At 73.1% G+C, this 20,225-nt stretch carries 14 protein-coding genes and 2 pseudogenes; 10 read left to right on the forward strand and 6 right to left on the reverse strand.

Going from position 1 to position 20,225, the window contains the following annotated elements:
* Positions 1–23 precede the first annotated feature (23 nt).
* Positions 24–1,106, reverse strand: a complete 1,083-nt coding sequence (locus V6V47_RS02505) for an NYN domain-containing protein (protein WP_334626298.1) — start codon at positions 1,104–1,106, stop codon at positions 24–26.
* A 220-nt stretch (positions 1,107–1,326) separates the two neighbouring features.
* Here V6V47_RS02505 and V6V47_RS02510 point away from each other — a divergent pair, with 220 nt between their 5' ends.
* Complete coding sequence (locus tag V6V47_RS02510; protein WP_334626299.1) at positions 1,327–3,363, forward strand: glycosyl hydrolase family 28-related protein; 2,037 nt, start codon at positions 1,327–1,329, stop codon at positions 3,361–3,363.
* 60 nt (positions 3,364–3,423) lie between these two features.
* On the opposite strand, the gene V6V47_RS02515 is transcribed toward V6V47_RS02510, so the two are convergent.
* The 4 genes from V6V47_RS02515 to V6V47_RS02530 all read right to left on the reverse strand — a co-directional run bounded on the left by V6V47_RS02515 (position 3,424) and on the right by V6V47_RS02530 (position 7,560).
* A complete protein-coding gene (locus V6V47_RS02515; RefSeq protein WP_334626300.1) occupies positions 3,424–4,059 on the reverse strand; it encodes a CG0192-related protein in 636 nt (211 codons plus the stop codon).
* Between the two features lie 105 nt (positions 4,060–4,164).
* Positions 4,165–5,241 carry a cellulose binding domain-containing protein gene (locus V6V47_RS02520; RefSeq protein WP_334626301.1) on the reverse strand — a complete coding sequence of 359 codons (1,077 nt, stop codon included), beginning with the start codon at positions 5,239–5,241 and terminating at the stop codon, positions 4,165–4,167.
* Between the two features lie 78 nt (positions 5,242–5,319).
* On the reverse strand, positions 5,320–6,366 hold the full coding sequence (locus V6V47_RS02525) for an NAD(P)H-dependent flavin oxidoreductase (protein WP_334626302.1): 1,047 nt from the start codon (positions 6,364–6,366) through the stop codon (positions 5,320–5,322).
* Between the two features lie 81 nt (positions 6,367–6,447).
* Positions 6,448–7,560, reverse strand: coding sequence for a hypothetical protein (locus V6V47_RS02530; RefSeq protein ID WP_334626303.1), 1,113 nt, complete (start codon positions 7,558–7,560; stop codon positions 6,448–6,450).
* Between the two features lie 135 nt (positions 7,561–7,695).
* On the opposite strand from V6V47_RS02530, the gene V6V47_RS02535 reads away from it, so the two are divergent.
* Together V6V47_RS02535 and V6V47_RS02540 are read left to right on the forward strand one after the other, a co-directional pair.
* Entirely contained in the window at positions 7,696–7,821 is a 126-nt protein-coding gene (locus V6V47_RS02535) for a hypothetical protein (RefSeq protein ID WP_334626304.1), read from the forward strand.
* Between the two features lie 26 nt (positions 7,822–7,847).
* Positions 7,848–8,942 (forward strand): hypothetical protein, encoded by a 1,095-nt coding sequence (locus V6V47_RS02540; protein ID WP_334626305.1) that lies wholly within the window; start codon positions 7,848–7,850, stop codon positions 8,940–8,942.
* Positions 8,943–8,976: 34 nt separating this feature from the next.
* Here the strand turns inward: V6V47_RS02540 and V6V47_RS02545 are convergent, their stop codons facing one another.
* Positions 8,977–10,086, reverse strand: coding sequence for a lectin (locus V6V47_RS02545; RefSeq protein ID WP_334626306.1), 1,110 nt, complete (start codon positions 10,084–10,086; stop codon positions 8,977–8,979).
* A 346-nt stretch (positions 10,087–10,432) separates the two neighbouring features.
* Here V6V47_RS02545 and V6V47_RS02550 point away from each other — a divergent pair, with 346 nt between their 5' ends.
* The 7 genes and pseudogenes from V6V47_RS02550 to V6V47_RS02580 all read left to right on the forward strand — a co-directional run bounded on the left by V6V47_RS02550 (position 10,433) and on the right by V6V47_RS02580 (position 20,198).
* Positions 10,433–10,900 (forward strand): hypothetical protein, encoded by a 468-nt coding sequence (locus tag V6V47_RS02550; protein WP_334626507.1) that lies wholly within the window; start codon positions 10,433–10,435, stop codon positions 10,898–10,900.
* On the forward strand, positions 10,900–12,291 hold the full coding sequence (locus tag V6V47_RS02555) for a hypothetical protein (protein WP_334626307.1): 1,392 nt from the start codon (positions 10,900–10,902) through the stop codon (positions 12,289–12,291). Before V6V47_RS02550 ends, V6V47_RS02555 begins: the two co-directional genes overlap by 1 nt.
* Positions 12,288–12,593, forward strand: a pseudogene (locus V6V47_RS02560) (VWA containing CoxE family protein); the annotation flags it as partial. The gene V6V47_RS02555 and the pseudogene V6V47_RS02560, both read left to right, overlap by 4 nt.
* 120 nt (positions 12,594–12,713) lie before the next feature.
* Positions 12,714–13,787: pseudogene (locus V6V47_RS02565) on the forward strand (VWA domain-containing protein); the annotation flags it as partial.
* 14 nt (positions 13,788–13,801) lie between these two features.
* Positions 13,802–14,914, forward strand: a complete 1,113-nt coding sequence (locus tag V6V47_RS02570; RefSeq protein ID WP_334626308.1) for an ATP-binding protein — start codon at positions 13,802–13,804, stop codon at positions 14,912–14,914.
* A complete protein-coding gene (locus tag V6V47_RS02575) occupies positions 14,911–17,730 on the forward strand; it encodes a DUF5682 family protein (RefSeq protein WP_334626309.1) in 2,820 nt (939 codons plus the stop codon). The genes V6V47_RS02570 and V6V47_RS02575 overlap by 4 nt, the downstream gene beginning before the upstream one ends.
* Before the next feature lie 152 nt (positions 17,731–17,882).
* Entirely contained in the window at positions 17,883–20,198 is a 2,316-nt protein-coding gene (locus V6V47_RS02580) for a M64 family metallopeptidase (RefSeq protein ID WP_334626310.1), read from the forward strand.
* The last annotated feature ends 27 nt before the right edge of the window (positions 20,199–20,225 follow it).

The following is a 20,225-nucleotide window of genomic DNA, read 5'->3' on the forward strand; positions in this document are numbered from 1 at the left end:
TCGATGGCCGCCGCGGTCGGCGCCTAGCCCGCGGTGGTGAGCAGGTAGTCGTCGGCCTCGGGGCTCCACCGCAGGTCGACCACGTCACTGGTGGCGGCGGCCTTGCAGAATTGGAGGAAGCTGCGGTAGCCGAGCTTCTTCTCGCTGAAGTCGGGCCGGGCCCGGCGGAGCTGGTTCTTCAACCCGGAGAGCGCCACCGGGTTGCCGGCGCTGCCGAGGTCCGCCACCACGCCGCGGAGCAGACCGAAGGCCACCTCCCGGTCACCGTGCTCGGGGAGCGAGACCTCCGGGTCGCCCTTGGCGGGGCCCTCGGCCAACTCGATCACGTCCTGCCCAGCGAGGTGGCGCAGCAGCTCCCCGAAGGTGCGGAAGCCGTAGTCGGACTCGCTGAACGTCGGGTCCTTGCGCAGCAGGGTGCGCTTGAGTCGGGAGGCCGTGACCTCGCCGCTGGCGCTGCCCTGCAGCCCGGCCACCGTCTGGGCGACCTGCACGGCGAGGGCGTCCACGTCCCGACCGGCCTCCTCCCCCGTCGGCCGCTCCTCCTCTGGCTCCGGCTCACGCTCCGGCGGTCGCTGCTCCGGGCCGGCCTGCCGTGCCGGTCGGACGCGCTGACTGCGGGTCGGCGGGATGTCCAGACCCTCCAGCCGGTCGTAGTAGAGGAACTCGTCGCAGGCCGGCGGGAGCAGCGCCGAGGTCGACCCCTCGACCCCGACACCGATGACCCGCTTGTTGAGCTCGCGCAGCTTGTGCACCAGCGGAGTGAAGTCGCTGTCACCGCTGCAGATCACGAAGGTCGAGATGTAGTCGCGCTCGAAGGCCAATTCGATCGCGTCCACGGCCATCTTGATGTCGGCCGCGTTCTTGCGGGAGGCGCCCATCCGCTGCGGGATCTCGATCAGCTCGACGTGGGACCGGGTGAGCATCCGGCGATCCTCGTCGAAGTACGACCAGTCGGCGTACGCCCGACGGACGACCACCCGCCCTCGTTCGGCCAACGCGTCGGCGATCGGACGAAAGTCGAAAGCCGCGCCGCCACGGTGGTCGCGGGCCCCCAGCGCGAGGTTCTCGTAGTCGAGGAAAAGGGCGATCCGGTCTTCTTGATCCACGCCGGTCAGCCTACGCCCGACCTGAGCTGGGCAGGTGCAGACGACGCGCGCCACCTGGGTCCAATAGCCGTTCAGTTCTTGCGGCCTCTTTGTCGTTTATTTTCGTTACTCGATTGGTGTCTTGCAGCGCGGTGTTCGGTGCTGCATCATGCAGATCAATGCCGGGCGTCGCGGAAGCGCCGGGCGGACCTCCCACCACCATCAATGAGGAGTGTCACCGATGTTTCGGAGCATCATGCCGGCGCGGGGGCGTCCAGGCCGGACGGTCGCCAGCACACTTGCCCTCACGACCGCCATCACCACGCTGGTCGCCGGGCCCGCCGTGGCCGTCGCCGGCCCAGCCGCGCCCGTCGGCGCGGCACCGGTGGTCACCCGGGCCGCCCTCGATCCGGCGCTGGTCGCCGGGCGCGGCGCCGACGTCGACTTCGTCGAGCAGGAGGCGGAGAACGCCCGCACCACCGGCGAGGTCATCGGCCCGGACCGGACCGCGTACACGCTGCCGGCGGAAGCCTCCGGCCGCCGGGCGGTCCGGCTCACCCCCGGGGAGTACGTGGAGTTCGTCCTGCCCAGCGCGGCGAACGCGATCAACGTGCGGTACAGCATCCCGGACGCGCCGCAGGGCGGCGGGATCACCGCGCCGCTGGGGGTCGCGGTCAACGGTAGGCACGTCCGCAGCATGACGCTGACGTCGCAGTACTCGTGGCTCTACAACCAGTACCCGTTCTCCAACGACCCGACGGCCGGGCTGCTGCACCCCGACTGGTGGATCACCGAGTGCTCGTGCGTGCCGTCGGCCACCACCCCGTACCCGACCATCAGCACGCCGTTCCGGCCCACCCACTTCTACGACGAGCAGCGACTCCTGCTCGGGCGCACCTACCGGGCCGGCGACCGGATCCGGCTCACCGCGCCGGCCGGTAGTGCCGCCGCCTGGACCGTCATCGACCTGCTCGACTCCGAGCTGGTCGCACCGCCGCACGTCCGGCTGCTCGCGGCGAACGTGCTGGCCTTCGGCGCCGACCCCACCGGCCGACGGGACTCCGCGGCGGCCCTGGAGCGGGCCATCGCCTTCGCCAAGCGCGCACACCTGAAGGTGTACATCCCGCCGGGCACCTACCAGGTCAACCGGCACATCATCGTCGACGACGTGACCATCGAGGGCGCCGGCAGCTGGTACACGATCATCAAGGGCCGCGAGGTCGCCCTGCCGACGCCGGCACCGGACGGCTCGGTGCACACCGGGGTCGGCTTCTACGGTCGCGACGCCGCGGACGGCGGCAGCCACAACGTGCACCTGTCCGGCTTCGCCATCGAGGGCGACGTACGGGAGCGCATCGACACCGACCAGGTCAACGGGATCGGCGGGGCGCTGAGCGACTCCACCATCGACGGGCTCTACCTGCACCACACCAAGGTGGGTCTGTGGTTCGACGGGCCGATGACGAACGTGCGCGTCACCAACAACATCATCGTCGACCAGATCGCGGACGCGCTCAACTTCCACATCGGCGTCACCGACTCGCTCGTCGCGCACAACTTCGTCCGCAACACCGGCGACGACGGCCTGGCGATGTGGTCGGAGACGACGGCCAACGCGCGGAACACGTTCGACCACAACACCGTGCAGTCCCCGACGCTGGCCAACGGGATCGCCATCTACGGCGGCACGGACAACACCGTCTCGCACAACCTCATCGCCGACCCGGTCCGTGAGGGCAGCGGCATCCACGTGGGGGCCCGCTTCGGCGCGCTACCGTTCGCCGGTCGCCTGGACATCACCAACAACACCACCGCCCGCGCGGGCACGTACGAGCTGAACTGGAACATCGGGCTCGGCGCCATCTGGTTCTTCGCGCTGGACAGGAGCATCGACGCGACCATCGAGGTGGTCGGCGACGCGTACCTGGACAACACCTACAACGCGATCATGCTGGTCAGCGACTGGCCGGTGAAGGATCTGTACTCGATCAACAACGTGCGGTTCCGGGACATCCGGGTCGACGGCACCGGGACCTCGGTGGTCAGCGCACGCGCCGCCGGGTCGGCCTCGTTCGCCAACGTGGACGCCCGCAACGTGGGGGCGGTCGGCGTCAACAACTGCGGGTCGTTCCACTTCACCCCGGCCGGTTCGGAGTTCGCGCTGACCGACCTCGGCGGCAACGACGGAGGCTGGCTGGCCCCGTGGCTGCTGCCGAACACCATCACCTGCGACGACCGGCCGCCGGTCTCGCCGCCACCGCCTCCGGCTCAGTGGTGAACGCGGCGGGCGGCCCGACCTGGTCGGGCCGCCCGCCGCCGTGTGTCCCGTGACGCGACGTCAGCGCACCCGGGCGTACGCCAGCGGCACGGCCGTCGGCTGACCCTTCCAGGTGCCGCTCAGGTTGGCTCCCTCGGCCCCGACCGCCCCCTCGACGGGTCGACGGACGACGACCAGCTCGACGGCGTCGGTGATGATCAGCGCGGCGTCTCCGTCGACCACTCGCCGAACGGGCCCGACCACGGGCATCCCGGCATCCCCGGCGCCGCTGCCGGCGATCGTCATGTTCTGCTCGCGCGGTTCGCGCCGACCGTCGACCTCGAAGTACTCCTCCGCCTGACCCGCGCCGCCGAGGATCGCGTGCGCCAGGACCGCCGCGTACACCGGGTCGGCGGTGCCGTCGTACACCCAGCGTGGGCCGAGCACCGCGTGGTCGGTGGTGCCGACCAGCCACTCGTCGGCGCCGTCGAGGGGCGCGCCACGGTAGGTCAGCGGCACCTGGTGGACCGGCCCGTCGGCGACGCCGACGAGGATCGTCTCGAGGCCGACCTCGCCCGCCGGGTCGTCGAAGCGGTAGGAGCCCCGGGTCACCACGTCGGCGTCGGCCGGCCCCTGGTACCAGGGTCGACCCGGCAGCCAGCTCGCCAGCAGTTCCAACTTCGAGGGGCGCAGCGTCGCCCGGTGCAGCAGTGCCATGCCGGCCAGCCTAGGGACGACCGGCCGGTCGCCCGATCCCGGGTCAGGCCGCTCCCGGGATGTGCAGGAGGCCGGCGGACGCGGCCGGCGGCGCCGGCCGACGCGTCAGAGGCCCGTGCACGGGTTGCCGCCCAGCGCGCAGCCCTCCGGTTCCCGGGCCTTCGGTCGGCTGTCGCGGACGTCGAAGCGGAACGTCTGCGACTTGCCCGCCGGCACGGCCGGGCCGGTGAAGGTGATCGCCTGGCCGTCCTTCCGCCAGTCGGCGCCGTCGACGTCGTCGATGCTGCTGCCGTCGGCGAGGGTGACCACCACGGCCCAGTTCGCCGCCGGCGCGCCGCCCGGGTTGTCGATCACCACCTCGCCCGTGTAGCCGAACAGCCGGGTGGAGTCGGTGTCGTAGCGGGCGACGAGCGGCGGCGGTGGCGGGGCCGGCGTGGCAGTCTTCGACGGCTTCGCCGTCGGGGTCCGGCTCGGGCGGGCGGTCGGGGAGGCGGTGGTTCGTGAGGGGCGCGGCGAGGCCGTCGCCTTCGGCGTACCGGTGGACCCGGTGGCCGTGACGCTCGGCAGCGGCTGAGCGGCCGGAGGGGCGGCATGGTTCGACTCACCCGGCAGCGTGGCCCACGCCGCCAGCCCCGCGACCAGCACGGCCGCCGCGGCCGCCGCGACGATGAGGCGGCGTCGACGGGGAGCCCGAGCGGGGTTGCGGAACGCGCCGACCAGCGGCAGCTCGGCCGTCAGGCCACCCTCTCCCCGGCGCAGGTCGACCTGCTGGAAGGCGAGCCAGTCGAGAATGGCCGGCAGTCGCACGGTCAGCGCCTGCCGGAGCTGCTGCTCGCGCAGTTCACGTTGCTCGGCGGGCCAGGAGCCGTGGCTCGTGACCTCACGGATCTCCAGCCGGCAGCCCTGGCTGGTGGCGGTGACGGTGCAGGTCAGCTCGGTGAGCCGACCGGCCTCGTCGCAGCGCATCGCCAGCAGCTCCGGCACCTGCCGCTCGGTCACCTCGACCTCGACGTTGGTGTCGAAGCCCGGCAGACCCGCCGTGTGCAACAGCAGCCGGTCCGGCACGCCGGCGACCATCTCGGCCTCGGCGAACCACCGACCGAGCAGCCCCAGATCCGTCAATGCGAGCCAGACCCGGTCGGTCGGGTGGGACAGGTCGACCTGCGCGCCGATCTCGATCACGGCGCGACTCTACGGGCTTCGCGCCGCGTCCGTCCCGCACGGGACCCCTGCCGGTCCGGGCCGGGGTCGATGGCCTGGTCAGCCCCAGCGGGTCGACCGCTCGGCCGCCGCCGCCAGGACGGCCCGAGCGCTGGCGGTCACCTCGGCGACCACCTGGCCCGCCGGCACGTCCCGGGCGAGCGGATGGGCCTGGCCGGCCCACAGGTTCGCCGTCGAGGCGTCCTCGTCGCGTCGGGCGGCGGCGAGCAGCGGCCGGGTCAGGTGCAGCACCTGCGGGTAGCCGGCCGGCGCCACCGCGTCGTGCCGGAGCAGGAAGTCGTTGACGACGGCACGCGCCCGCTTGCCGGTGTACGCCCGGGTCAGCGCGGTCGGCGCCCCGCTGGCCACCGCCGCCCGGTGCAGCGACGAACTCCCCGCCTCCGGACAGCGCAGGAACGCCGTGCCGAGCTGCGCGGCGGCGGCACCGGCGGCCAGTACGGCCGCCACCGCGGCACCGTCGGTGATGCCGCCGGCGGCCACCAGCGGCCGGCCGCACTCCGCGGCGAGCCGAAGCAGCGGCAGCAGCCCGTAATCGTCGTCGTCGGGCAGCCCGCCGCGATGCCCACCGGCCTCGACACCCTGCACCACCACGGCGTCCACGCCGAGCTCGACGGCGGCCGTGACCGCGGCGGGACGGGTGACCGTGGCCCACACCTCGGTGCCCCGCTCGCGCAGGGCGGCCACCGCGGCCCGGTCGGGCAGGCCGAAGACGAAGGACACCACCGGGACCGGGTCCGCGAGCAGGGCGGCCAGCTTGTCCGGGTACCCGTCGTCTCCGCCGGACGGTTCACCCAGGGTGACGGCGCGCCGCCGGGCCTCCGGGGCGAGGCGGTCGGCGTACGCCCGGATGGCTGCCTCGTCGACGGTGCCGGCGTCGGGCAGGAAGAGGTTGACCCCGAACGGGCGGTCGCTACTCGCGCGGACCTCGGCGACGTCGGCGACCAGTCGGTCGACGCCGATCATCCCGGCGGCCAGGAAACCCAGCCCGCCGGCGGCGGAGACGGCCGTCACGAGCGCCGGAGTGGACGGGCCACCGGCCATCGGAGCGGCGACGACAGGGCAGCGCAGCGTGGACAGGACGGACATCCGCTCATCCTGCCGTACCGCGCCGAGGGCTCGGGCCGCACCGTGGCCGGCGACACGGCGATCCGCTGCGTACCCGATCGGTCAGCGTCGGGCCGAGCGCCGCCACGCCAGGACGCCGGCAAGCCCGACCAGCGCCAGCAGCGTCCCGCCGCCCGCGGCGGCCACCGGCCACATCCGGTCCCGCGCGTCGCTCGCGTCCGCTGGTGCCGGACGGGTCGCGGTGGACGTCGACGGGACCGGGGTGGTGGGCTCCGCCGGGCGCGAGGTGGTGGCCGTCGCCGTGGTGGCGGGATAGCGCAGGATCGCCGGCCGGGTGCCCGCGGGCTGGTCGGCGGTCTCGGAGATGGTGAGCAGCGATCGGCCGTCCCGGCTGTAGGTGATCGATTCGCCCTGTGGCTCGTCCGGCAGCGGGGTGATCCGCGGGGTGCCGGTGGTCAGCGCGGCCACCACGTCACCGTCGGGCACGTCGTACTCGAAGGCATCGGCGTAGCTGCGCAGCACCACCCGGCGCCCGTCCGGGGCGGTCGCCGCGCCGGTGACCACGCCCCGGCCGAGGAAGGAGTACGGGTTGCTGGTGGTCGAGTCCGGCAGTTTCACCTGCCCCAGCATGGCCAGCGGCGTCGTCGCCCCCGGCCGCAGCGCGGTGGTCGGGGCGTACAGGATGGCGGTGCCGCTGCCTCCCTTGGTCACGATCACCGGTCGGCCCGTCGCGTCGAGCAGCATCCCCTCGGCGTCGTGCGCCCGGTCCGGGTACGCCAGCCGGTGCAGAACCGGCCGGTCCGCGCCCGGCGCGAGCCGCCACACGGCGACCGTTTCCCGGGTGCGGTCGTTGTCGCCAGTGTCGGCGACCCAGATGGTGCCGTCCGGGGCGACGGCCAGGTCCTCGGTGTCGCGCGGGCGGGAGGGGTAGGCGACCGTCCGCACCACGGCACAGCGTCGGTCGAGGAAGAAGATCCGGCGGCGGGACTCGTCGTCGGCGCCGTCGTTGACCAGCACGTACCCGTCGTCCGTGGCGACCATTCCGGAGATCTCGGTGAGCCGCTCGTCGCGCACCTGACACACCGGGGCCCCGGCCCCCGGAGCCCCGGCCAACGCCGCACCCGGTGCCAGCGTCACGACCCCGCCGAGCAGGGCGGTCACCACCGATCCCGCGCGGACGCCCCGGCCCCGCGTCACCGTTCCGCGTACCCGCATTCCGTGCCTCTCCTCGTCGCGGCCGCGACCCGGCCGCCCCGCCCATCCTGGCCGATCCCGGCCACCGACGGTGGCCATCGGCGGGGACCCGACCGATCCTTGCCCATGTATCGATGATCTATCTATAGTGCGGACATGGCAGGAATGCGTGAGCCGACGTTCCTCGTCCTCACCGCGGTCGACGGGGAGACCGCGCGGCTCCGTCACCTCACCACCGCCGCCGAGGCGCGGCTGCGGCACCTGCGTTCCCGCCCCGCCTGACTCCACTCCGGACCCGAAGGATGGCCATGCCGCCGACCGACCCCTCGTTGGCCCGCCGGTACCGGCGGCTGCTGCGCTGTTATCCCCGCGACTGGCGGCAGGCTCGGACGCCCGAGGTGGTCGGGCTCCTGCTCGACACGGCGCCGCCGGGCCGCACGCGGCCCACCGCGCGGGAGACCGTCGACCTGGTCCGGGCCGGGTTGCGCTGCCGCCTCGGCCGCCCGCGGAGTCGCACCGTCGTCGCCTGGGCCGTGCTCGCCTCGGTCATCTGCGGGCTCTTCACCGGCGCGCTGGCCAGCCGGGCCGCCTGGGAGACCTCCCGACCGCAACCCGACCGGGCCGAGGCCGGCGCCATCCTGGCCGAGGTCTTCCCCGGGCACGACCTCGGCGACCTCGACGTCCCGCCCGCGCTCTTCGTCGTCTACGGGCAACCGCTGACCCTGGGCAACGTCCGGAGTGTGCTACTCGGCGACGGCGGCGAATACCAGGAGAGCGCCACCGGTGCCGGCGCCCTCGGCGCGCCGCCGGTGCCCGCCGAACAGATCGTCGCGGTGGCCCGGCAACGTCTGACGGCGTCCGGCTGGCAGGTGTACGACCCGGAGGTGTCCGGCGGCATCACCTGCGCCGACAAGGTGTGTGCCACGCCGTTGGCCATCACACAGACCGACCTGCGCGCCCGTCGTGGTGACACCGTCCTGACCGCCTCGATCTCGTCGCAGACCAACGCCGACGCCACCTACCTGGCGGTCGAGCTGCACCGCGCGCCGCCGCCGCTGGCGGCCCCCACCGGAGCGCTCGGCACGCTGCTGGGTGCGATGGTCGCCTTCCTGGTGTTCGGCTGGGCCAGCCGACGCACCGAGGGCCGCCGCGGGGACGGTGCCGCGAAGTTCTTCTTCGGTGTGGCCCTGGTGCTGTGGTGGCTGCCGGTGCCGCTGGCCGCGCCGCAGCTGCTGCGGCACCACCTCGACGAGCCGCACCCGGCGTGGCACCCCCTCTGGGAGTGGCTGGGCCAGCCCGTCGCGTCGCTGCTCTTCCTGGTCGGCGCGGTGTGCGCGCTGCTGGCGCTGGGGCTGGCCGCCGAGCCCCGCCGGAAGCGGTCACCGGTGGCGCTGGTCGAGTGACCCCGCGCCACCGGAGACCGTGGCGGACCTGTCGCTATCGCACGGTCCAGCGCTGGGCGCCGGTCCCGTTGCAGGTCCAGAGCTGGACCTTGGTGCCGTTGGCGGTGCCGGACGACGCCACGTCCACGCACTTACCCGCGGCGGTGAGCACGATCGCCCCGTCCGTACGGAAGGTGAAGCGCTGGGCGCCGGTGCCATTGCAGGTGTAGATCTGCACCTTGGTGCCGTCGGCGCTCGCCCCACCGGCCACGTCCAGGCAGCGGTCGCCGTAGACCCGTAGTTCACCGGCGGCCGTACGCGTCCAGCGCTGGTTGGCGCCGCCGTGGCAGTCCCAGATGATGGTCTGGGTGCCCGCCGTGGTGCTCGCGCCGGAGACGTCCAGGCAGCGACCGGAGTTCGGGTTGACCAGGCTGACCGCCGTGCCCACCGGAGGCCCGCCCAGCGGAATCAGACTGCCGGGCACCGATGTCAGCGCGGCGTACCAGCGGGCGGCCATCTTGTCGTACCCGGCGGCGTTGGGGTGGACGCCGTCGGCGAGGTCGGCGGTGGTGAGCGCCGAGTGCATGTCGACCAGGTGCACCCGGCTCCCCTTCTGCGCCACGATCCCGGGGATCGTCGCGTTGTACGCCTGCACCCGCGCCTCCCGGGTCGCATCGGTCTCCGGGGTGATGGTGGCGACGAAGAGTTCCACCTCCGGCCCGGTGGCCCTGATCTTGTCGATCAGCGCGGAGAGCCGGGCCGGCGCGTTGGCCAGGTCGTAGTTCTGGTTCACGTCGTTGGTGCCGATGTGCAGCAGCACGGTGCGGGGGTTGGTGGCCTGCATCCAGGCGACGATGTTGGCGTCGAGCTGGTCGATGCGCCAGCCCGAGTGCCCCTCGTGGTCGTGGTCACCGAGACTGGCCGGCCCGTTGAAGCCCGAGCCGACGAAGTCCACCGTGTAGCTGCCAGCGGCCAACCGCTGCCACAGGTCGATCCGGTACCCACCGGGCACGTTGAACCCGTCGGTGATCGAGTCACCGAGCGGCATCACCCGTACGCCGCCGTTCGACTCCGCCTGCGCGGGTGCGACCTGGGCCAGCGCCAGTACGGCGCCGAGGACGAGCCCAAAGCCGCCGGCGGCGGCTCGTCGTGCGTTCCATCGCATGGTCGATCCCTCTCCTCGCTGGTCGTCCAGGAACTCCGGTGGCGGCGCCGCCCGCCGAAAACGGCGACCGCAGCTGGACGTTTGCATCGATGCTTTGCGATGTGTTGGGTGGTCTGGGCAGGTCGGGCGCGGGCGCGAGCCGAACGCCGAGCTGGCTGCGCCGAACGGTCGCCCAGACGCCGCCAGCGGTCCGACGCGCCGGGTCCGGATCTGTCGTACCCGTGGTCCATGATCGTGTCGTCGCGGCGCCCCGGGGACCGGTTGGTGTGCGCGGCAGCCTGGGTTGTCGACAGCGGGAGGGCGGGACGTGACGGACGCCGACGGAGCCGAGTGGCGGCGGCGCAGCGTGCTGGCGGTGGTGCCACCGGCCCGCCCCCGCAAACTGGCCAAGGTGCCCTTCGTGGAGCTGGCCGACGGGCGGTTGCAGGGGGTGGTCTCCAGCGGTTCGGACGTCGAACGCGTCTACGTCTCGTCGGTCGCCGCCGGCACCCACGCCTACCACTGCAGCACCAACAACAACCGGCCCTGCGGCGGGCTGCGCGGCGCGCCCTGCAAGCACCTGCAGGCGCTCGCCGACGAGGCCCTCATCCAGTACGGCGTCGACCGGGTCGCCCGCTACCTGCGGGTCGACGTGGGCGACGGGCTGGCCACCGGTCGGGAGCTGCTGGCCCTCCTGAACGGCCAGGCCGAGCCGACCCCGGCCGCCGTGGTGTTCAGTCGCTTCCTGCGCCATCTGGCCTACCTGGAGCTGCCGGCCTGCACCGTAACGCTGCCGGAGCTGCACTGGTTCCCGGCCACCGGGGCGGGTCGCTGATGCGGGGCACGCAGGTCGCGCAGCTGCGCGAGGCGCCGGCCGGGCTGGCCGACGCACTCGAGGTGGTCACCGGCTTCGACGACGCCCTCACCAACGGCCTCGGTCGGGTCGGCGACCGCGACGCGGCGGCACTGGCCGCGTTCGCCGGTGCGCTGGCCGGCACGCCGCTCGCCGACCCGGTGGCCACCGCGGTCGACGCGGTCACGGCCGGTGCGGTCACCGCCGAGCATCTCGCCGCGCTGGCCGGGGCGCGCTCGGCACTGCTCGGCGCGGCACACGACGCACTGCTCGGGCAGCTCGACGCGGTTCTGGGCCGGGCCCGGTCACCGTGGCCGGCAACCGGCGGCGGCCCGGCCGAGGCGTCGCCCGCGCTCGCCGGGGCACAGGCCTGGTGGCACGAGGTGGCGGTCACCGGCTGGCGCGGCGTCGACCACGAGCTGCTCTCCGCCGCCGGCACCGTCGTCGAGGCCGCCCTCGTCGTCCCGGAGCTGCGACGGCTCGCGGTCCTGCTCGACGGGTTCGCCGGGGAGCTGCGGGCCTGCGTGCCGGTCGCCACCATGGCGCAGGTGCCGGCTCGCCGCTGGGCCGACCTGTGGGCCCGGGGAGTGCTGCTCGCCCAGGGTGCGCCGGCGACCGACGACGTTCCGCTGGTCTCGGGGCGGCTGCTGCCGCTCGGCGTGGACGTGCACGCGCACGACACGGCCGTGCAGGTCCAACTGCACGCCGTCCTGGAGCCGGCCGACGGCGGATCGGCTCGGCTGGTCCGCACCTCGGTCGCCGCCGCGAAGGTGGACACGATCGTCGGTCCGGCCGTGTGGCGGCTGCTGTCGACGCACCCGCTGCTGCTCACCGCACTGACCGAGCGGCGGGCCCTGACGGTCACCGACCTGCCGCTGCACGGCGGCGACCTGCGCTGGGTCGACGACCGGGTCCAGCTCGACGAGCCCGCCGACCCGTTCGCCACCGCCCGGGTGCTGCTGCCCTCGGCGAGCGCGCTCGCGATCGCCCCACTGGACCGGCACCCGACCGCGATCGCCGAGCCGGTGCTCCTCGAGGGCCACCCGGTGCGCGACGAGGGCGGCGGGCTCACGATCGAGCTGGACGGTGAGTCGGTCGCGCTCGCCGTGGACCGGCTGCCGGCGGCCGGCCCGCTCACCGCCGAGCTGGTCGCCGCCTCGTCGGCCTGCCTGGGCCTGCTGCGGTGGGACGGCGACCGTTGGCTGGTGCAGCCGTTGGCGGTGACCGCCACCGTCAAGCGGCGGCCGGTGCAGGCGCACAACGGCGACTGGGCGTCCGGGGTCACCGACCCGAAGGTCGCCAAGGAGGAGGCCAAGGCGGGCGACGCCGTGGCCGTGCTGCGCGAGCGCGCGGGCCGGTTGCTGCGGCGATGACCGACATCGTTCCCACCGATGGGCTTGCCGATGCCAACCGCCGTCAGGTGCTCTACTGGCGGCTGCTGTCCCGACTGTTCGACCGCGACGAGCAGGCCACCCTGGAGTCGGCGAGCATGGCCGTGGTCGACGACCTCGGGCTGCCGGCGGCAGTGCTGGACCCGGCGGTCTCGGTGGACACCATCGTGCAACGCTTCCCGACGCTCGCCGCCGAGCTGCGCGGGCTGCTCGCGAGCGACTCCGGCGACGACGATGCCGCTGCTGGCTCGGCCGACGATGCCGGCGCTGCCGGCGACGATGCCGCTGTCGGCCCGGCCGATGACGGCGACGCCGGGTTGGCCGATGACGGCGACGCCGGGTTGGCCGATGACGGCGACGCCGGGTTGGCCGATGACGGCGACGCCGGGTTGGCCGATGACGGGTCGTACCGGCCCGGCGAGGCCGAGGTCCGCCGGGCGGCGCTGGTCTCGAAGCTGCTACTCAACGTCTTCGCCACCGGGTCCGGGTCGGTCAGCGCCGGGCAACTCGCCCGCTGGCAGTCCGACGCCGGCTGGTTCGAGCAGGCGCTCGGCTGCGCGCCCGGCGAGCTGCGCCGGCAGGGCACCGGACTGGGCGCGACCCTCGCGGGCCTGGAGGGCGATCTGGTCCGGCGGATGCACCTGCGGGAGGTGTTGGCCGACCCGGCGCTGGCCAGCCAACTGACCCCGAGCATGTCGCTGATCGAGCAGTTGCTCCGGGACAAGGCCAACCTCTCCGGGGTGGCGCTGGCCAACGCCAAGGCGCTGATCCGACGCTTCGTCGACGAGGTCGCCGAGGTGCTGCGGACACAGGTGCAGCAGACCAGCGTCGGCACGTTGGACCGGTCGGTGCCGCCCAAGCGGGTGTTCCGCAATCTGGACCTCGACCGGACCATCTGGCAGAACCTGACCAACTGGAGCCCGGACGACGAGCGGCTCTACGTCGACCGGCTCTACTACCGGCAGACCGCCCGGCGCACCACGCCGGCCCGGCTCATCGTCGTGGTGGACCAGTCCGGCTCCATGGTCGACTCGATGGTCAACTGCACCATCCTCGCGTCGATCTTCGCCGGGCTGCCGAAGGTGGACGTCCACCTCATCGCGTACGACACCCGGGCGCTGGACCTGACCCCCTGGGTGCACGACCCCTTCGAGGTGCTGCTGCGCACCCAGCTCGGTGGGGGCAACGACGGTCCGGTGGCGCTGGCACTGGCCCGGCCGAAGATCGTCGAACCGAAACAGACCGTGCTGGTGTGGATCTCGGACTTCTACGAGTTCGACCGGTCCCAGCCACTGTTCGACGGCCTCACGGCGGTGCACCGCTCGGGTGTCCGGGTCATTCCCGTCGGCTCGGTCAGCAGCTCCGGCCAGCAGAGCGTCAACCCCTGGTTCCGCCAGCGCTTCAAGGACCTGGGCACCCCGGTCATCTCCGGTCACATCCGCAAACTCGTCGTCGAACTCAAGAACTTCCTCACCTAGGAGACCCATCCCTCATGTCCGAGATGCTGCGCGCCCCCGCCGAGGTCACGTACGCCGACGAGCTGGATTTCCTCGAGTCGGTCGACACCGGCCCGAAGCCGTTCACGTGGCGCCTGAGCCCGCGCATGGTCCGGCTGTTCGTGCTCGGCTCCGAACGGGCCGACGGCCTCGACCGGGAGATCCCACAGAAGTGGTTCGGTGACCGCAGCTTCGTCGAGCGCAGCATCGTCACCCTGGCCTCGGATCGCGGTCTGCTGCTGATCGGTGATCCCGGCACCGGCAAGAGCTGGCTGGCCGAGCTGCTCGCCGCCGCGATCTGCCGCAACTCCACCCTGGTCGTGCAGGGCACCGCCGGCACCACGGAGGACCACATCAAGTACTCGTGGAACGTGTCCATGGTGATCGCCAAGGGCCAGTCGCGTGATTCGATGATCCCGTCGCCGATCATGACGGCGATGGAACGCGGCGTGGTCGGCCGCTTCGAGGAGCTGACCCGCTCCACGAGCGACGTGCAGGACGCGTTGATCTCGATCCTCTCCGAGAAGTACGTCGCCATCCCCGAGCTGGACCAGGACAACATCGTCTTCGCCCAGCCCGGCTTCTCGATCATCGCCACCGCGAACAGCCGCGATCGGGGCGTCAACGACCTCTCCTCGGCGCTCAAGCGGCGGTTCAACTTCGTCCGCATCCCGGTGGTGACCAACAAGCGCAGTGAGGCGGAGATCGTCCGCTTCCGCACCGAGGAGTTGCTGCGCCGGCACCACATCGAGCTGGACGTGCCGCCCACCCTGCTGGACATCCTGTTGCAGAGCTTCGCCGACCTGCGCGCCGGTGCGGCGGCGGCTACCAGTGACGACGAGAAGCTGGAGTCGGCGCTGTCCACCGCCGAGCAGATCGGCGTCCTGGAGGACGCCATCCTGCACAGCCAGTTCTTCGGCGACCGTACGCTGCGGGCGGCCACGCTCGCCGGGTCGCTGGTCGGGTCGCTGGCGCGGCGCAGCCCAGAGGACCTGGCGATCCTCAACAAGTTCCTGCACGGCGTGGTGGAGCCGCGGGCCCGCAAGGCCGACGACGACTGGGCGGGCTTCCTCGACGGCGGTCGCCAGGCGATCGCGTCCCTCTCGTGACCGCACCCACCGTCGCCGGTCCGTTCGGCGCGCTGCGCGGGCAGCTCACCGACGCGGTCGCCGAGTTCGCCGGCTCCCCCGACGCGCTGGCCGGGATCCTCGCCGGCATCGTCGATGACGTCGACCGCGCACTCGGCGAGCGGTTGGAGATCTTCCCGGTCTGCCACCACTCGCCGGCGTCCGGGCTGGCCATGGTGCGGAGGCTGCGGGCGAAGCAGCCCCGGGTGATCTACCTGGAGCTGTGTGAGGATCTCCAGCCGCTGCTCGGGGAGCTGCGCAACTGCCGCCTCCCGGTCGCCGTGCAGGCCTTCGCCTCGGAGCTGGCCGACTTCCCCGCCGACTGGGGCCCACTCAGCGTGGTCGCGCCGGTCACCGAGGCCTCGGCGGAATACCAGGCCATCGCGTACGCGCTGGAGACACCGGGCGTGGAGCTGGTGCTGGTGGACCGCTCCACCGACCACGTCTTCCAGTGGACGCCCCGCGACAAGCCAGCCGCCGACGGCGAGACCAGCTCGGCGGGCGAGGAGGCCGCTCTGCACGGCGACGCCGTCGGCGTGGAGATCGGTGACCTCCGGCCCCGGTTCGCCGAGCTGGAGGCGTACCTGCTGCACCACGGCAAGGTGCGGCACTGGTCGGAGTGGTGGGACCAGTACGTCGAACGTCCGCTCGCCGACGCCGACCACGACACCTACCGACAGGTGATGGTGCTGATCGGCAGCCTGTTCCGGCGGCTGCGTCCGAGCGGCTCGGATCGACTGGACCGCGACGAGGACCGCGAGCGCTACATGTGGACCCGGATGCGTCAGCACCTCGCCGCCTCCGGTGTCGACCCCGCGGACTGCCTCTACGTCTGCGGGGCGTTCCACGCCGCGAGCCGGGTCGAGCAGTTCGGGCTCGACTCCGACGCCCCGGCCTTCGAGATCACCCCGCGCACCGCCACCAGCTGGCGGTACGGCCTCATCCCGTCCAGCCACTCCGCGATCGAGGCGCAGTTCGGCCTGGCACCCGGCTCGGTCTCGATCGCGGCGGCGACCTGGACGAAGGCGGTGAGCCGCAACGGGCTGACCCCGTTCCGGCTGGACGGCCAGCGCGGCACCTCGGCCCGTGGCCGGCGGGGTCGTTCCGCCGCCCCGCCCACCGCCGTGCCGTCTCCGACCGGGCCGGTCGCGGACCGCCTCACCGACTTTCTCGCCGGGCCGCCCGTCCTGGACGGCCTCGACGAGGCCGAGCTGCGCGGCTGGTGCGTCGACATCGTCCGACTGGCCCGCCGCAACGGTTACCTGGCCAGCACCGCCGACGCGATCGCCGTCTTCGAGACCTCGGTCCTGCTGGCCGCCCTGCGCAATCGCGCTCGACCCACCCCGTACGACTTCGCCGACGCGGCGGTCACCTGCATCGAGAAGGACGTGGTGCCCGGCCGGCGCGACGTCCCGCGGCTCTGCGAGATCCTGCTGGGCGGGGACCGGGTCGGTCAGGTCGGCTACGACGCCCTGCCGCCGCTGGCCCGCGACGTACTCGACCGGCTACAGCCGCTCGGCCTCGACCTGGAGAAGCGGACCATCCAGCGGGCACTGCTGGATCTGCGCGCCCAACCCGAGCTCACCGGTTGCTCGGACCTGCTGTGGATGCTGCGGCACCTGCTGCCACCCAGCACGGTCCGCCCGATCATGGGTGAACGGCGGCTCGGGCACCGCTCCATCCAGGAAAGTTGGGACCTGGCCCTCGGCCGCGACCAGCGCGCCCTCATCGAGCTGGGCTACGAGGGGGTGACCGTCGAGCAGGTGCTGGAGCAGCGGCTACGCCGTGCGGTCCGCGGCCCCGACGCCACCGCGGCCGGTGCGCTGGCCGCTGTCGAGGACGCCATCCGACTGCTGAACAGCCCGCGCCTGGTCGACGAGCTGGGCGAGCGGGCGGTGGTCCTGCTCGCCGCCGAGCGTACGGTCGACGACGCCCCGGAGGTGTTGCGCCGCATCCGCCGGCTGCTGGCCCACCAGCGGGCCACCGAGCCGGCTCTGCCGTCGTGGTGTGAGGCGTTCGTGACCACCGGGTACGCGCACTACTGCACGCTGCTGCCGACCGCCATCGCGGCGGAGGAGACCGAGGTCCGCCAGGTCGGGGCGATGCTCGGCTTCCTGTTCTCCATGGAGGGCCTGGCGCTCTCCCTGGGCTGCGACCGTTCTCAGTTGGAGCTCGCCGTCGCCCAGTCGCACCCGACTGCGCCGGCCAAGGTCGCTCTGCTCTGGGCGGCCCGGCACCAGCTCGGCCTGCTGCCGCTGGCCGACCTGCGGGCCCGGTGTGCCGAGCTGCTGGCGAATCCGCTGGTGGTGCCGGCCTTCCCGCATTACCTGTCGGGCTTCGTGCACGCGCTGGAGCCGGCGCCCGGGCTGGCGCCCTTCGTGGTGGAGACGATGTCCACCGCCTTCGCCCGGCTCCCCGATCCGGTGCTGCTGCCCTGGCTGCCCACCCTGATCACGACGCTGCGCGATCAGGGTCCGGAGCTGGTGCCGTTGCTCATCCGCGAGGCGGGGCGCACCTTCCCGGGGGCACTGCCCGAGCTGGATTCCTGGGTGCCGCCGTGGGTGGCGCCCCCGCCCGCCGCACCGGCGGCTCCCGTCACCGACGCGCTGCGGCCGGCGGGCGCGCTGCTGGCCACCCACCCGGAGGCCACCGACGCGGTCGCCGCGCTGCTCGGCTTCTCCGGCGGGTGGCGGCCGGTCGCCGGCCCGAGCGCCGGCTCGGCGCTGCTGGCCGGGCACCCCGACACCCTGGACGCGGTGGTGGCACTCCTGGCGCCGACCAGCGTCGACGTCCACTGAGGACCAGTGCCGGCCGGTGAAGGGTTATGTGCCGGCCGGCACCCGGGTACGGTCCCAGGTGACCGCGGTAACGGCAGGCGCGGACGTCGGCCCCGGCCGGGCTCGGCGTTCGGCCGTCGACCGGGCCGCCCGGCTGACGGAGGGGGCGCAGGGTGCGGATCAGAGCGAGTTTGTGCGTCGCGGCGATGTTCGTGGCGGGGCTGGTGGTCGCCACACCGGCTGCCGCCGCGCCGGTGGGCAGCGCCACCGTGGTGCCGATCCAGGTCACCGGTGACCCGGCGAAGCGGTTCAACCTGGTGCTGCTCGGCGACGGCTACACCGAGGCCGACCTGCCTACCTTCCGGTCACACGTGGAGCGGCACCTCAACACGTTGTGGACGATCGAGCCGTTCAAGTCGTACCGCAGCTACTTCAACGTCTACGCCGTCGAGATCGTCTCCGCCGAGTCGGGGGTCGACTGCGACCCCGGCCTGTCCGATCCGCAGCGGGACACCGCACTGGACATGGGCTTCTGGGGCGGCTGCAACCCGGCGAGTGTGCAGCGACTGCTGGCGGTCGACGGCGTGGCCGCGAACTCGTACGCCGATCTGGCGATCGGGACCAACCCGGGCAACCGGCAGTTGATCGCCCTGGCCAACAGCGGCACCTACGGCGGCGCGGGCGGCAGCAACGCCACCGCCTCCGGTGGCAACGCGCTGTCCGCGCTGATCAGCCCACACGAGCTCGGGCACTCGCTGGGCGGTTTGCAGGACGAGTACGACTACTACGCGCGCGGGGTTCCCGGCGACACGTACGACGGACCGGAGCCCTCGTCGGTGCACCACACGGTGCTCACCGAGCAGGAGATGCGGGCCACCCAGGCCAAGTGGTGGCGCTGGCTCGGCGAGCCGAGCGAGGCCGGCGGTGAGATCGGCCGCTACGAGGGCGGCCAGTACCTCCAGCGGGGCATCTGGCGACCGAGCCGGCACTCGATGATGAAGTCGCTGGGCTTCTACTTCGACCAGGTCGGCCGGGAGCGAATGACCGAGCGGATCGCCGGCCGGGTCGGCATCGTGCAGGGCGGCACCGCCACCGAGCAGCCGGTCGGCGCGGACCGCGTCCTCTGGGTGGACACTCTGCACCCGGTGAGCCACGCACTGACCGTCACCTGGTCGGTGGACGGCAGGGCGGTGCCGCGTACCGGAAATGCCCGTCACCTGGATCTGCGGGCGCTGCGGCTGGCTCCCGGTCGGCACACGGTCACCGCCACGGTGACCGATCCGACCTCGTTCGTCCGCGACCCGGTGGTCCGCCGCTCGCCCGCCCTGACCCAGGCCCGCACCTGGACCGTCGACACCGGCGTGCGCACCCCACCGGAAACGGCACCGCTGGAGATCACCGACTCCACGGCGACCGACCGTCCGGTCGGCGCGAAGGACGTGGTGTACGTACGGACCACCCAGCCCACCGACCGGGTGCCGAGCGTGCGCTGGTCGCTCGACGGTCGGCCGGTGGCCGAGGCCGGTAGCGACCGGGACCTTGCGCTGGCGCCGCTGCGCCTGTCGCGGGGCTCCCACCGGGTGACCGCCCGCGTCCACGACCGGGTGACCGGTGAGACGGCGACCCGCACCTGGACGGTCGACGCGACCCGTCCCGAGGTCGACTACGCCCTCTCCGAGCCCCTGCTCACCGTCACCCGGCCCGGCCGGCCCACCGAATACGTCTACAACGGCCCGTTCACGATGGGGTTGACCGGCACCGACGACGGCGCCGGGCAGGTCACCTCGGAGTTCCGGCTCGACGGCGACGGCTGGCACAACTACTACGGCTGGCCCACCGACGCCGGGGCGCCGTTCCTGTTCACCGCCACCGGCACCGACGTGGACGGCCTCGTCTACGGCAACCTCGGCTCGGGAGGCATGTCGGTGTCCCCGTTCGCCGAGCGGACCCCCGGCTACGGCCGGCACACGATCGAATACCGGGGCATCGACGCGGTCGGCAACGTCGGCGCGGCTCGTGGCTTCGTGGCCACGCTGATCCCGCCGCCACCCACCTGCACCAGCGTGGTCACCGGGCGCCACGCCGGCCCGCTGGTGATCACCACCGGTGCCACCTGCCTGCGCGGGGCGACCGTGTCCGGCGGGGTCACCGTCCGGCCCGGCGCGACCCTGGTCGCCGAGCGCTCCTCGATCGCCGGCAGCGTGCTGTCGACCGACGCCACCGCCGTCGAGTTGCTGAACACCGACGTGCGTGGTGCGGTGACGCTGACCGGCACCACCGACCATGTCACGGCGGTCGGCGCGCGGGTGGCTGGCCGGTTGACCCTGGCCGGCGCCGCCACCGCGACGGCGCCGATCCTCGCCGGCAGCCAGGTGGGCTCGCTGACCTGCTCCGGTGGCGGTCCGGCACCGGTCGACCTCGGCGCCGCCACCACGGTGCGCGGCGCGACCTCGGGTCTGTGCCGCACCGGCTCGACGCCGGGGGCCTGACGTCGTACGACGTGCTGCCCGCCGCGG

This window comes from Micromonospora sp. CPCC 205539 (assembly GCF_036906815.1).
GTDB lineage: Bacteria > Actinomycetota > Actinomycetes > Mycobacteriales > Micromonosporaceae > Micromonospora.

Coding starts and splice junctions, on each gene's coding strand:
- V6V47_RS02555 (WP_334626307.1), top strand. CDS start 10,900: ATGCGGGGCACGCAGGTCGCGCAGCTGCGCGAGGCGCCGGCCGGGCTG.
- V6V47_RS02525 (WP_334626302.1), bottom strand. CDS start 6,366: ATGTCCGTCCTGTCCACGCTGCGCTGCCCTGTCGTCGCCGCTCCGATG.
- V6V47_RS02510 (WP_334626299.1), top strand. CDS start 1,327: ATGTTTCGGAGCATCATGCCGGCGCGGGGGCGTCCAGGCCGGACGGTC.
- V6V47_RS02530 (WP_334626303.1), bottom strand. CDS start 7,560: ATGCGGGTACGCGGAACGGTGACGCGGGGCCGGGGCGTCCGCGCGGGA.
- V6V47_RS02535 (WP_334626304.1), top strand. CDS start 7,696: ATGGCAGGAATGCGTGAGCCGACGTTCCTCGTCCTCACCGCGGTCGAC.
- V6V47_RS02570 (WP_334626308.1), top strand. CDS start 13,802: ATGTCCGAGATGCTGCGCGCCCCCGCCGAGGTCACGTACGCCGACGAG.
- V6V47_RS02540 (WP_334626305.1), top strand. CDS start 7,848: ATGCCGCCGACCGACCCCTCGTTGGCCCGCCGGTACCGGCGGCTGCTG.
- V6V47_RS02545 (WP_334626306.1), bottom strand. CDS start 10,086: ATGCGATGGAACGCACGACGAGCCGCCGCCGGCGGCTTTGGGCTCGTC.
- V6V47_RS02515 (WP_334626300.1), bottom strand. CDS start 4,059: ATGGCACTGCTGCACCGGGCGACGCTGCGCCCCTCGAAGTTGGAACTG.